Source organism: Lysobacter sp. 05T417, assembly GCF_056396405.1.
This window is the reverse complement of record NZ_JBFTLK010000001.1, coordinates 557,204-569,952: the sequence shown is the minus strand read 5'-3', so window position 1 is coordinate 569,952 and position 12,749 is coordinate 557,204. Positions and strand designations below refer to the sequence as shown.

Below are 12,749 nucleotides of genomic sequence, written 5' to 3'. Positions count from 1 at the left end.
CCATGCTCAGGCAGGTTCTGCAGACGGAGTTGCAGGTCGAAATCGAAGATCATGATTTCGGTTTGCGCGTGCATGTAAGCGGCGAGGAAAACCTCGACAACACACTCGCGTACTGGCGCGAAATCATGCCGCGGCTGGAAGTGGCGCAGGGCAACGGCGTGCTGCTGGTCGACGAGCTCAGCGGCGAAGCCATGCAGGAACTGGAATGGCTCGAGCTGGTGCTCGCCATGGAATACGCGCGACTGTGGCGTTACCGCATCGCGCACGTGAAGCCGCGCGGCTTGCAGGATGTCGAGTACTGCGCGCTGTACGCGCGCGATGCCGGCGTGGACGCGGCGGTATTCACCAACGAGGTCGAAGCCGAGCGCTGGCTGCGCGGCGCCGGCACCGGCACCGGGGCAGCGATCACGGCCTGATCGCTGTCGCGGTTGCCTCGCTACTTCTCGACGAACGCCCGCTCGAACACATACTGCCCTGGCACGCCGATGCGCGGCGCCGCGGCGAAGCCACGGCCATCGAGGATACCGCGGAAGTCGGCCAGCATCTGCGGGCTGCCGCAGATCATCGCGCGGTCGTGCTCGGGGTCGAGCGCCTCGATGCCCAGGTGCCGCATCATCCGGCCGCTGTCGAACAGATCGGTCAGGCGGCCGCGGTGGTCGTTGCCGTCGAAGTCGAACGCCTCGCGCGTCACCGCCGGGTAGTACTTGAGCTTGGCGGCGATCTGCTCGCCGAGGAACTCATGGCGCGGCAGTTCGTTGACGAAGTAGTCGCGGTAGGCCAGGTCGTGCCCGTTGCGGACACCGTGGGTGAGGATCACCCGGTCGAAGCGCTCGTAGGTGGCCGGGTCCTTGATCACCGCCAGCCACGGCGCCAGGCCGGTGCCGGTGCCCAGCAGGTAGAGATTGCGGCCGGGATGCAGGTCATGGATCAGCAGGGTGCCCGTGGGCTTGCGCCCGATCAGCACCTGGTCGCCCGGCTGGATCGACTTCAGCCGCGAGGTCAGCGGGCCGTTGGGCACCTTGATGCTGAAGAACTCCAGCTGCTCTTCCCAGTTGGCGCTGGCGATCGAGTAGGCGCGCAGCAGCGGCCGCACCGAGCCGTCCGCCTGCGGTACGTCCAGTCCGATCATCACGAACTGGCCGTTCTCGAAGCGGAACCCGTCGTCGCGGGTGGTGGTGAAGCTGAAGTAGTCGTCCGTCCAGTGACGGACATCCAGCACCGTTTCGGTGCCAAACGCGGAAGACATGCCGGTGCTTGGGGAGTAGAACCGGCCGGCATTGTAGCCGATCGCGTCCCTCAGCCCGTCGGCGGATCCAGCCGCAGCAGCTTGCCGTTCTCCTCGTCGGTGAGGACATAGACCTTGCCGTCGCTGCCGACCCGGACGTCGCGGATGCGCGAGTTGAGTTCCTTCAGCAGGCGCTCTTCGCCGGTGATCGTGTCGCCGTCGAGGCTGAGCCGGATCAGGCTGCTGTCGGCCAGTGCCCCCAGGAACAGGCTGTTGTCCCACTTCGAGCCGGCATGCCCGGTGTAGAACGCCATGCCAGACAGGCCCGGCGACTTCTCCCAGACGTGGTAGGGCTGCTCCATGCCCGGCGCCGAGGTGCCGACGGACTCGGGAATCTTCAGGCCCGAGTAGTTGATGCCATGGGTGATGATCGGCCAGCCGTAGTTCTTGCCCGCCTCGGGGCGGTTGATCTCGTCGCCGCCGCGCGGGCCGTGCTCGGCCTCCCACACCGTGCCGGTGCGCGGATCGGTCGCCAGCGACTGCATGTTGCGATGGCCGTAGCTCCAGATCTCCGGGCGAGCGTCCTTGCGGCCGACGAAGGGATTGTCGCTGGGCACGCTGCCGTCGAGGTTCAGGCGCACCACCTTGCCCTGCAGCATGTCGAGCTTCTGCGCGGTCGGGCGGTCGTTGCGTTCGCCCTGGGTGATGAACACATGGCCCTTGCCGTCGAAGGCGATGCGCGAGCCGAAGTGATTCGGGCCCTCGAGCTTGGGCTGCTGTTGATAGATGCGCCGCACATCGGTGAGCGCCGTGTCGCCCAGCGTGGCCATGGCCGCAGCGGTGCCGGCGGTGCCGTTCTCGCCGGGCTCGGCGTAGCTGAAGTAGATCCGCTTGCTGCTGGCGAAGTCGGGGGCCAGCACCACGTCGAGCAGGCCGCCCTGGCCCTGCGCCCAGACCTCCGGCACGCCCCCGAGGGGGGCAGACACCGCGCCGTCCGCGGAGATCCGGCGCATCCGCCCCGGGCGCTCGGTGACCAGGAAGCCGCCGTCGGGCAGCAGCGCCACGCTCCACGGGTGCGACAGGCCCGAGGCAATCTCGGTCACGCGCACCTGGCCGCTCTGGCTGGCGACGGTCTGCGTCGGCATCGCCTTGGGCGCCGGGGTCGCGGCAGCCACGGCGTCCGTCTTCGCGGCGGCACCCTGGTCGGCCTGGCATGCGGCAAGCGAGAGCGACAGCGCAAAGGCGAGGGCGGTGCAGTGGACGTGGTGGCGCATGGACAGTCTCCCGGAGCGAATAGGGGTAAAAAGAATGGTGACAGCCGACCGCCTCAACGATACCCGGCGGCCTGCAATTCAAACAGTTCGGCGTAGCGGCCGCCCTGGTCGAGCAGTTCCTGGTGGGTGCCGCTGGCTTCGAGCCGGCCTTGCGCGAGCACCAGGATGCGGTCGGCCATGCGCACGCTGCTGAAGCGGTGCGAAATCAGTACCGCGGTCTTGCCGTGCGAGAGTTCCTTGAAGCGCCGGAACACTTCGAACTCGCTGCGCGCATCCAGCGCCGCGGTCGGCTCGTCGAGGATCATCACCTGCGCATCGCGCATGTAGGCTCGGGCGATGGCGATCTTCTGCCACTGCCCGCCGGACAGGTCGACGCCGGTCTTGAAGCGGCGGCCAACCAGCTGGTCGTAACCGTTGGGCAATGCCTCGATCACCTCGTCGGCCGCCGCGCGCCGGGCCGCCTCGCGGATGCGCGCGCTGTCGGCCATCGCGTCGATCTGGCCAACGCCGATGTTCTCGCCGGCGGTGAGGTGGTAGCGGACGAAGTCCTGGAAGATCACGCCGACGTTGCCGCGCAGGTCGTCCAGGTCGTAGTCGCGAAGGTCGCGACCGTCCAGGGTGATGCGGCCTTCGTCCGGGTCGTACAGGCGCGCAAGCAGCTTGACCAGGGTGGTCTTGCCGGCGCCGTTCTCGCCGACCAGGGCCAGCACTTCGCCGGCGCGCAGTTCGAAGTCGAGACCGCGCAGCGCCCACTTTTCCGCATCGGGATAGCGGAAGCCGACGTTCTCGAACACGAAGCCGCGCGCGATCGGCCGCGGTATCGGCAACGCATTGGCCGGCGAGACGATCTCGGGCGTGATCTCGAAGAACGAGAACAGGTCATCCAGGTACAGCGCCTGTCCGGCCACCTGCGAGAAGCCGACCAGCAGGCCTTCGAGCAACTGCCGCAAGCGGCGGAAACTGCCGGCCAGGAAGGTCAGGTCGCCGATGCTGAAATCGCCGCGCACGGTGCGCCAGGCGATGTAGGCGTAGGCGACGTAATAGCCCATCGTGCCCAGCGCGGCCAGCAGCGCACCCCAGGCGGCGCGGCGGCGGGCGAGGGCGCGGTTGGCGCGGAAGAATCCGTCGGCCAGTTCGCGGTACTTGGCGATCAGGTAACGGTGGAGGTTGAAGATCTTCACCTCCTTGGCCGTCTCCACGCTCGCGCCCATCTGGCGCACGTATTCCAGCTGGCGGCGTTCGGGCGTCCAGGCGAAGTTGAGCGAATAGCCCAGCGCGTTGAAGTGCGCCTCGCCGACGAACGAGGGCACCAGCGCCACGGCGAGCAGCACGATCAGCCATGGCGCATAGACCAGCAGGCCGGCAGCGAAGCTGATCACGGTGATCGCATCCTGCACCTGGCCGAACAGCTGGCTCATCAGGTTCATCCGCCCCATGGTCTGGCGGCGCGCGCGGTCGAGCTTGTCCTGCAGGTCCGGGTCTTCGAAGTCCTCCAGGTCGAGCGTGGCCGCGTGCTCCATCAGGCGCACGCTGGTGGCGTTGGTGAACAGTTCCGACAGCAGCGAGTCGCCGTAGCTGATCAGGCGCCCGAGCAGGTCCGAGCCGATCGCCAGCGCGAACTCGAGCAGCAGCAGCGACGACAGCGTGTCCAGCTGGCCGCTGTGCCAGGCCGCACCGATCGACTCGAAGTTGGCGCCGGCCGCGACCAGGCGCACGGCTTCGTCGATGATCAGCTTGCCGACATACAGCGTGGCGATGGGCAGGAACGCGCGGACGATCCGCAGGCCCAGCGTGGTCAGCGTCAGCCAGGGGCTGGTCGCCCAGATCTGCCGCAGGAATGGCGGCAGGTTGCGCAACGCGTCGAATCGTTCGCGCAGGCTTGGCTTGGCGGGTGCGGCGGTGTCGGCGGGCATGGGTTGGCAGGATAGGGCACAACGGCGGCAGCCGACGTCATGGTGATGTTGCGGCCGTCATGCGGAAGCGAGGGGAAGATCGAGTTCGACCCAGGCCGGGGCATGATCGCTGGCCCGTTCCGAGCCGCGTACCCAGCGATCCACGCCGGCTTCGCTCAGGCTTGGCGCGAGCACCGGGTTGAGCAGGAGATGGTCGATGCGCAGTCCCGCATCGCGCTGCCAGTGCTGGCGGAAGTAATCCCAGAACGTATACACGCGCTCCTCGCCGAACAGTTCGCGCAGGCTGTCCGTCCAGCCCTGCGCGAGCAGGCGCTCGTAGCGCTCGCGGCTTTGCGGCTGGAGCAGGGCATCCTTGCGCCACGATTTTGGGTCGTAGATGTCCGCATCGGTCGGCACGACGTTGAAGTCGCCGGCGATCACGACGGGCTGGCCGCAGTCGTGCAGTTGTTGTGCGCGTTCGATCAGGCGGTCGAACCAGGCCAGTTTGTAGTCGAACTTGGGGCCGGGCTGCGGATTGCCGTTGGGCAGGTACAGGCAAGCGATGACCATTCCGTTCACCGCCGCTTCGAGATAGCGGCTCTGGCTGGGATCGGGGTCGCCAGGGAGACCGCGCTGGATCTCGATCGGGTCGCTGTCGCGGGCCAGGATGGCCACGCCGTTCCAGGCCTTCTGGCCGTGCCAGATCGCGCCATAGCCGGCCTCGGCGAGGGCCTTGCGCGGGAACTGTTCATTGGCGGCCTTCAGTTCCTGCAGGCAGGCGACATCGGGCGCGTCCTCGCGCAGCCATGCCAGCACTGATTCCAGGCGGGTGTTGATGCCGTTGACGTTGAACGTGGCGATCTTCACGCGCGGGCCCGGTGCGGCGCTCGCGTGGGAACCGGCGAACCGGTTCCCACGGACATCGGCTCAGAAACGGTACACGCCGCCCAGGCGGATGCCGCTGTCCTTGAACTCGAGATGGCCATTGAAACGGTTGGCATCGGCGTCGGCGTCGATGTTGTTGTAGGTGTAGTCGAGCATGAAACCGAAGCTCTCCCACGGGTACCACTCGACGCCGCCGCGGGCGAAGGTGACATCGGCATCGATGTCGTTGATGTTGGCCTTGAAGTAGCCCGCTTCGGCGTACAGGCGCCAATCTTCCGCAGGTGTCCAGCGCCAGCTGCCGCCAATCGTCGGTGCGGGGATGTCGGCAGAGACCTGCCGATCGAAATCCGCCCCGCCCTGATTGCCGCCGGCATCGACCACCAGGCTCAAGTCCAGTTCGACCTTGTACCAGATCAGGCCCAGGCGCGGGCCCAGTGCCCAGGTGTCGTTGTTGGCTGCCCACCAGTTGTAGTTGAGCTCGTAGGCATCGAGGTTGTACTCGCTGCGAACGGTTGCAGATGCCGGGTAGGTCGCGCCATCGAAGTTGATGTCGCGGTTGAGAGTGCGGCGCGAGTCGAAACTGTCCTGGTAGTAGGAGATGCCGAACTCGTGGTCTTCGAACGGCCGCCAGCTCGCGGAGATCAGGCCGATCGTGCTGTCGCCGTCCAGGCCCAGGTCGCGATCGAGATCGACATCGGAGCCCCGCACGGTCTCGCCGTCGGCGCGCAGCTGGGTGTCGAATTTGCTGATGTAACCGGCGACGCGGATGCTGAATGTGTCCAGCGGCTGCACGGCCAGGGCCGGGAAGGACAGTGCCGAGAGGAAGACAGCGGGCAACAGGACGCGACCCACAGCCGCGCGGTGACGTTGCGACGACGACATGCGAACCCCCTCAGGATGGCGTCCCGGCCGGGTTGACCGGGCAGATGTTTACTTTATGTAACGTTCCATCTTCGCCTGTGCGGGAAATGTGAAGATGCCGTGTCCAGGCAAACGGCCCGGACCCGCAGTCAGATACGGGCTAAAATATGGCCCCGCCCGCCAGCCTCGATGCCCGCCGTGAGCAACGCCGCAAGCCCGAAGTCCAGCTCGACCACGCCAGCCTCCATCCGCCAGGAAGACCTGATCCAGTCCGTGGCCGATGCCCTGCAGTACATCAGCTACTACCACCCGGTCGACTACATCAGGAACCTCGCCGCCGCCTACGAGCGCGAAGAGTCGCCGGCCGCGCGCGATGCCATCGCCCAGATCCTGATCAACTCGCGCATGTGCGCTGAAGGCCACCGTCCGATCTGCCAGGACACCGGCATCGTCACCGTGTTCCTCGAGATCGGCATGAACGTGCGCTGGGACGACGCCACCATGGGCGTGGAGGACATGGTCCAAGAGGGCGTGCGCCGCGCCTACAACCACCCCGACAACAAGCTGCGCGCGTCGGTATTGGCCGATCCAGCGGGCAAGCGCACCAACACAAAGGACAACACGCCGGGCGTGGTCAACGTCAAGGTTGTGCCGGGCAATACGGTCGATGTGATCGTCGCCGCCAAGGGCGGCGGCTCGGAAGCCAAGTCGAAGTTCGCGATGCTCAACCCCTCCGACTCGATCGTCGACTGGGTGCTCAAGACCGTGCCGACGATGGGCGCGGGCTGGTGCCCGCCGGGCATGCTCGGCATCGGCATCGGCGGCACCGCCGAGAAGGCGATGCTGCTGGCGAAGGAAGCGCTGATGGAACCGATCGACATCACCGAGCTGCAGCAGCGCGGTGCGTCCAATCGCGCCGAGGAGCTGCGCCTGGAACTGTTCGAGAAGGTCAACGCGCTCGGCATCGGCGCGCAGGGCCTGGGCGGCCTGACCACCGTGCTCGACATCAAGGTCAGGGATTATCCGACCCACGCGGCCAACCTGCCGGTGGCGCTGATTCCGAACTGCGCCGCCACGCGCCACGCCCATTTCACGCTCGATGGCAGCGGCCCGGTGATGCTCGATCCGCCGTCGCTGGCCGACTGGCCGGAGCTGACGTACGACGCTTCCAAGGGCCGTCGGGTCAATCTCGACACGCTCACCCGTGAAGACGTCGCCAGCTGGAAGCCCGGCGAAGTGCTGCTGCTCAACGGCAAGCTGCTGACCGGTCGCGACGCCGCGCACAAGCGCATGGTCGACATGCTCAACAAGGGCGAGTCGCTGCCGGTCGATCTCAAGGGCCGTTTCATCTACTACGTCGGCCCGGTCGATCCGGTGCGCGATGAGGTCGTCGGCCCGGCCGGCCCGACCACGGCCACGCGCATGGACAAGTTCACCGAGCAGGTGCTCAGCCAGACCGGTCTGCTCGGCATGGTCGGCAAGGCCGAGCGCGGTCCGACGGCCATTGAGGCGATCCGCAAGCACGGTTCGGCCTATCTGATGGCGGTCGGCGGCGCTGCCTATCTGGTGTCGAAGGCGATCAAGGCTGCGCGCGTGGTCGGCTTCGCCGACCTGGGCATGGAGGCGATCTACGAGTTCCAGGTGGAAGACATGCCAGTGACCGTGGCCGTCGACTCCACCGGCGAGTCGGTGCACAAGACCGGCCCGCGCGAGTGGCAGGCGAGAATCGGCAAGATCCCGGTAGTAGTGGAGTAATCGGTTCGGCCCGCCTTGCCTTCGGAACGGCGCCGTCCACCACGCCGGGGATTGCTGCGCCCGGCAGACGACCTCCTGTCTTTATGCCGGGCGCGGGACATCCATGTCCCGCTGCTACGCAATCCCCGTCGCGGTGGACGACGCTCCATCAATTCGTTGCCCGGTCTTCGTCCGGAAGTCGTCATTCCCGCGAAGGCGGGACCCATGGACGCTGCGCGAGCTACAACCGCCCCACCAGCTCCACCAGCTTCTTGCGCGTCTCGGCGCGCAGCAGATACGCCTGCGCCATCGCCTCCAGCGCGGCGATGTTGGTGTCGCTGACGTCGTCCAGGTCGTCCAGCCCCGTCAGCAGTTCTGCCTGCAGGCGGAAATAGCCGTCGCCGACCAGGTGCTGGGCGATGTAGTCGACCGCGTCGGTGTTGCCATCGAACAGCACGTCGATGATCGGGATCGCCCATTCGATCGCGCCCCATTCCTGCGCGGACTTCAGGTCGATCGGCCGGTTGCGCTCGCCGCTGCCGACCGACAGCACCACCAGGTCCTGGGCGCTGTCGACGCGGGCGTCCTTGCGTAACGCTTCGGCGATCGCGCACGCGGTCGGGTTGTTGGCCACCACGCCGCCATCGATCATCGCCCGCTTGCGTCCCTCGACCACCATCGGGTGGGCGGGGAAGTAGGTCGGCGCCGCCGTCGATGCGCGGCACACTTCCCACATCGGCAGGTCGGCGTGCTCGGGCTTGAAGCTCTTGAACACCACCGGCGTGCGCGAAATCGTGTCGTAACTGGTGATCAACAGCGGTTTCTTCGCCTGTCCCAGCGTGGTGGTGCCGAAGACCTTCTTCAGCACCTTCTCCAGACCTTTGCCGTCGTAGCGTGGCGCGGACACGCCCTGGCTCAGCAGTCGCCCCGCGCGCGACCACAGTCGCTGCGCCATGCCCGGGAAGATCACATGCCGCTGCTGCCGGTAGAGCTCGGCCATTTGCCCGGGCCCCAGGCCCATCGCCAGCCCGCAGGCGATCAGCGCGCCGGTCGAGCTGCCGGCGATCAGGTCGAAGTTGCCGACCAGCCCGCCGCGTTTGCCGGCCTGGACGAGAGCATCCTCGACGCCGGACAGCCAGACACAGCTGACCAGGCCACGGATGCCGCCGCCATCGAGTGAGAGGATGCGGTGCATTTTCACGGTGACGTCTCCTGCCATTGCAACCCCTGCCGAAGATGGAGGTCATCATCGCAGGCCGCGGTCGCATGGACTGCGACCGCGGTGTCAGGTCAGTACCATTCCAGCAGCGAGATGCCCAGGCCGATGTAGGTCGCCCGGTGGTTGTAGTCGATCAGGCTTTCGCCATAGCCGTCGAACACCTGCACATGCCCGCGCAGGCTGTTGCTGATCGGGAAGCCCCAGTCCAGTTGCAGCGCGCCGTGCGAACGGTCGCCGCCGCGCAGCGAATGCCGCCCCATCACCGAGAACTGGTGGCCGCCGTGCACGTACACCAGCGTGGCGTCGCCGCGCCCGACGAAATCCTCGATGTCGGAGTTGTTGTCGTCGCCGGCACTCTCCGGGACGCGCCACCACGGCCGGATCGTCAGCGCCCAGTTCTCGCGATCCAGGCCGATGGTGCCGATCACGCGGTTCCAGCTGCGCGACAGGGGATCGGCGCGGCCATTGGACTGGTGATTGATGCCGATCCCGGCCAGGCGTCCGGTCCAGCCACCAATCTGGTAGTTGTTGCGGAAGGTCAGCATGACCTCCGGTTCGTAGTTGGTTTCGCGGAACGGCCGCGAGGTGTCGGCGCTGTAGACCTGCCAGCGCGAGCTCTGGGTGTAGGCCAGCCACAGGTCGCCGTTGTCGCCGAATATGTCCTCCCAGGCCTTGGTCTTGAAGCTCAGCTGGAATTTGGCTTCGAGCGCATCGACCGGGAGCGGCCCGGGCACGGTGTTGTTCGGGTTCGGCGAATGCGGCGCCTCGTTGACGTCGTTGGTCCAGAACGCGGGCAGCAGGTAAACCGGCTTGTAGGCGCGGAAGTTGAAGATGCCCAGCTTGGAGTCGCTGGCCAGTTCCCAGCGGCTGTCGAGCAGCGAGCCCTTGCCGGCGTTGGCAATGGCGCTGTGCAACGGGTCTTCCATCGGGAACATCTCGTTGCCGGCGCGAGACTCTCCGCCGGCGCGGGCCGGTTGTTCCGCGGCCGCAGGCGGGGCCGCCCCGGGCACCACTTCCTCGGCGAGCTCCAGGTTTTTCTGGATCGCCTTGGCTTCCTTGGCGGCGATATCGGCGCCGCGCGTGTCGCGGGCCTGGCGGCCGAGCGCGGCGTCGTAGCAGGCCAGCCGGTCGGCATCGACGTTAATGGAAACGCAGGCTTCGGGCGTGGCCGGCGTGGCGGGGACCTGTGCCTGCGCCAGCAAGGGGGCTGCGGCGATCAGCAGCAGTGGTCGGGAGAATGGACGGCGAACTTGGCGCGAATTGCGGACTGGCTGCATGCGGGGGGCTCGATGCGGTGGACGTCGCGGCTGCAAAGTGTGCATTGCCGTGCGGGCGCTGTCGTTAACGCGACTTGTCCGGGAAAGGGCGGGACGGTGCCCGTGGCGATATTGCGCGGGAATCTGCAGTCACACGAACCAGGCGAATGCGAACAGTCCCAGCATGGCGAATGCCAGGCCCAGTTTGAGCACCACGCCGAAGACGATGCCGAGCCAGGTGCCGAAGCCGACCTTGGCCGCCTTGCGCACCTCGCGGCAGTGGATCAGTTCGCCACCCAGGGCGCCGACAAAAGGCCCGGCGAACAATCCGGCCGGGCCGAAGAACAGGCCGGCAAACGTGCCCAGCACCGCGCCGACCACGGCCAGTTTGCTGGCGCCCACGCGCTTGGCCCCGATCGAAGTGGCCAGCAGGTCGATGCCCAGCGACAGCACGGTCAGCACCCCCAGTATCACCAGCGGCACCCAGCCGACCTCGCGGAAATCCCCGGCCCATGCCGCCAGCAACATCCCGGCGAAAACCAGGGGCAGGCCGGGCAGGGCAGGCAATACCGTGCCGGCTATCCCGACCAGGATCAGAATGCCGGCCAATACGTAATAAAACCCCTGCAATTCCATACTGATTACCCCCTGTCAGAGCATGACTTTGCCCAGATTGCATTTTCACCCGGCCCGGGGTACTTTGCGGGCGCTGTGTTTGCCAGGGTCACCGTGAATCGTGGCCCGATGCGGTTGATCCATCGATCCGCTACATCGTTGCACCTCGCTTCCTCCTTGCAACCAGCACGCAGCCTAACGCGGCGTTATCAACCAAACGTTCCAAGGAGTAAGTAAATATGTCGAACCGTGAAACCGGTACCGTCAAGTGGTTCAACGATGCCAAGGGCTTTGGCTTCATCAGCCGCGAGAATGGCGAGGACGTGTTCGTGCACTTCCGTGCCATCCAGTCGCAGGGCTTCAAGAGCCTGAAGGAAGGCCAGAAGGTCTCCTTCACCGTCGTGCAGGGCCAGAAGGGCCTGCAGGCCGACGCCGTCCAGCCGCTCTGATCCCAGTCTCTGGGGCCGGATCCGGCGACGGAAGTCTCTGGCGCTGCTTGCGGCGCCCGGAAAGGAAAAACCCGGCCTGCGCCGGGTTTTTTCTTTATACGTGAATGTTACCGCTCCCATTGTTTCATCCCGTTGTTTCCGGGATTAGTTACTGCGCATAGGCGCGGCCGTTATTGACGCGTACATAGGAACCTTCGCGGATGCCGCCCAGGTCCTTCTGCGTCACGACCGTGGTGCGGCCGTCGTTGAGACGAACGTAAACGTTATAGCCCGGGCCGGCGGTGTTCTTCTGGATTGCATTGCCGGCGATGGCGCCGCCCACCGCGCCAGCGGCGGCGGAAATATTCTGATTGCCCTTGCTGCCGCCCGTATGGGCCGAAATCTCGTGGCCGGCGACGGCGCCGACCAGGCCGCCCAGGACTGCGCCCGTGGCGCTGGGGGCGGTGGAACCGGTGGCGACCTGTTCGATACGGGTCACGGTGCCGCAGTCATAGCAGGTGTTGCTGTTGCCGCCGTAGGACGGTGCAGGTGCCGGCACGGTGCTGTAGCCGGGCGACGGAGACGTGGCACAGCCGGCAAGCGCAAGCATCGCAGCGGAAGCAATACCAAGCAGGCGGAGATTCTGGGAACTCATGCGCGACTCCTTGTGGAGGTGAGGGCGGCAACACCACCCCGGTGCCCGCCACGCATGAACGCTAGCCTTGTGGAGATGAACAGGCGATCAATATTCCGGTATGACCGCCGCCGTGTTGTGCAAAGAGCCAGCTTGCTGGAGGCCGCGTGATGACACGCGGCTGGCCGCAGACTCAGCCGCGGAAGTCCTGATGGCAGGCCTTGCAGGCTTCCCCGATTTCAGTATTGACCGTACCCACGCCGGCACAGTTGAGCGGCGGGCTGGCAAGCGCGGCGTCGAGCTTGGCGCGCATGCGGCTGGCGTGCTCGCCGAATCGCTTGTCGTCGGCCAGGTCGGGGAACGCCGGTTCCAGATCGTCAGCCATTACCCGCAGTGCCTTGAAATGGGGCAGCACGTCGGTCGCCGCGCAACGGTTCTGCTCGACCTTGTGCTTGAGCTGGCCCAGGTGCCACTGCTGTACGTGCATCACGCCCTCGGGGAAATGGTCCTTGCGGGCGTTGATCGCGCGAAGCGCCATCACCGTCGCGATCACGCCGATCGCCAGGCCGATGAGGAACAGGAACAGGTACTTCGTCGCGTTGCTGCCTGGCTTGACACTGCTGGGCTGGGGGTTGCTCATCGTCCGGGCTCCGTGCAATTTGCGCCGAACCATATCATGCGGGTCGCGGCGCGCAGGTCACGGTGGCCCCCGGCTTGGGACGCTTA

General features: G+C 66.4%; 13 protein-coding genes. 3 read left to right on the top strand and 10 right to left on the bottom strand.

The window, feature by feature from the left end:
• The first annotated feature begins 2 nt into the window (after positions 1–2).
• On the top strand, positions 3–416 hold the full coding sequence (locus AC1DER_RS02570) for a hypothetical protein (RefSeq protein ID WP_477244164.1): 414 nt from the start codon (positions 3–5) through the stop codon (positions 414–416).
• Between the two features lie 20 nt (positions 417–436).
• Here the strand turns inward: AC1DER_RS02570 and AC1DER_RS02565 are convergent, their stop codons facing one another.
• From AC1DER_RS02565 to AC1DER_RS02545, 5 genes are read right to left on the bottom strand one after another with little or no spacing between them, the layout of a single operon-like run.
• Positions 437–1,246, bottom strand: a complete 810-nt coding sequence (locus AC1DER_RS02565; protein ID WP_477244166.1) for a ferredoxin--NADP reductase — start codon at positions 1,244–1,246, stop codon at positions 437–439.
• Positions 1,247–1,296: 50 nt separating this feature from the next.
• Positions 1,297–2,499 (bottom strand): PQQ-dependent sugar dehydrogenase, encoded by a 1,203-nt coding sequence (locus AC1DER_RS02560; protein ID WP_477244168.1) that lies wholly within the window; start codon positions 2,497–2,499, stop codon positions 1,297–1,299.
• Positions 2,500–2,552: 53 nt separating this feature from the next.
• The gene (locus AC1DER_RS02555; RefSeq protein WP_441816084.1) at positions 2,553–4,412 is read right to left on the bottom strand and encodes an ABC transporter ATP-binding protein; all 1,860 of its coding nucleotides are present in this window, start codon (positions 4,410–4,412) and stop codon (positions 2,553–2,555) included.
• 57 nt (positions 4,413–4,469) lie between these two features.
• Positions 4,470–5,258, bottom strand: a complete 789-nt coding sequence (gene xth / locus AC1DER_RS02550) for an exodeoxyribonuclease III (RefSeq protein WP_477244170.1) — start codon at positions 5,256–5,258, stop codon at positions 4,470–4,472.
• A gap of 60 nt (positions 5,259–5,318) precedes the next feature.
• Complete coding sequence (locus tag AC1DER_RS02545) at positions 5,319–6,158, bottom strand: hypothetical protein (protein WP_477244172.1); 840 nt, start codon at positions 6,156–6,158, stop codon at positions 5,319–5,321.
• 177 nt (positions 6,159–6,335) lie between these two features.
• Between AC1DER_RS02545 and AC1DER_RS02540 the strand changes: the two genes are divergently transcribed.
• Positions 6,336–7,892, top strand: coding sequence for a fumarate hydratase (locus AC1DER_RS02540; RefSeq protein ID WP_477244174.1), 1,557 nt, complete (start codon positions 6,336–6,338; stop codon positions 7,890–7,892).
• Positions 7,893–8,112: 220 nt separating this feature from the next.
• On the opposite strand, the gene AC1DER_RS02535 is transcribed toward AC1DER_RS02540, so the two are convergent.
• The 3 genes from AC1DER_RS02535 to AC1DER_RS02525 form a co-directional block, all read right to left on the bottom strand.
• Positions 8,113–9,066, bottom strand: coding sequence for a patatin-like phospholipase family protein (locus AC1DER_RS02535; protein WP_477244207.1), 954 nt, complete (start codon positions 9,064–9,066; stop codon positions 8,113–8,115).
• Positions 9,067–9,161: 95 nt separating this feature from the next.
• A complete protein-coding gene (locus AC1DER_RS02530) occupies positions 9,162–10,367 on the bottom strand; it encodes a phospholipase A (protein ID WP_477244176.1) in 1,206 nt (401 codons plus the stop codon).
• A gap of 129 nt (positions 10,368–10,496) precedes the next feature.
• The gene (locus tag AC1DER_RS02525; protein ID WP_477244178.1) at positions 10,497–10,982 is read right to left on the bottom strand and encodes a DUF456 domain-containing protein; all 486 of its coding nucleotides are present in this window, start codon (positions 10,980–10,982) and stop codon (positions 10,497–10,499) included.
• A gap of 218 nt (positions 10,983–11,200) precedes the next feature.
• Between AC1DER_RS02525 and AC1DER_RS02520 the strand changes: the two genes are divergently transcribed.
• Complete coding sequence (locus AC1DER_RS02520; RefSeq protein WP_158731317.1) at positions 11,201–11,410, top strand: cold-shock protein; 210 nt, start codon at positions 11,201–11,203, stop codon at positions 11,408–11,410.
• Between the two features lie 148 nt (positions 11,411–11,558).
• On the opposite strand, the gene AC1DER_RS02515 is transcribed toward AC1DER_RS02520, so the two are convergent.
• Complete coding sequence (locus AC1DER_RS02515; RefSeq protein WP_477244180.1) at positions 11,559–12,044, bottom strand: glycine zipper 2TM domain-containing protein; 486 nt, start codon at positions 12,042–12,044, stop codon at positions 11,559–11,561.
• 172 nt (positions 12,045–12,216) lie between these two features.
• Positions 12,217–12,663 (bottom strand): hypothetical protein, encoded by a 447-nt coding sequence (locus AC1DER_RS02510; protein ID WP_477244182.1) that lies wholly within the window; start codon positions 12,661–12,663, stop codon positions 12,217–12,219.
• Between the last annotated feature and the right edge of the window lie 86 nt (positions 12,664–12,749).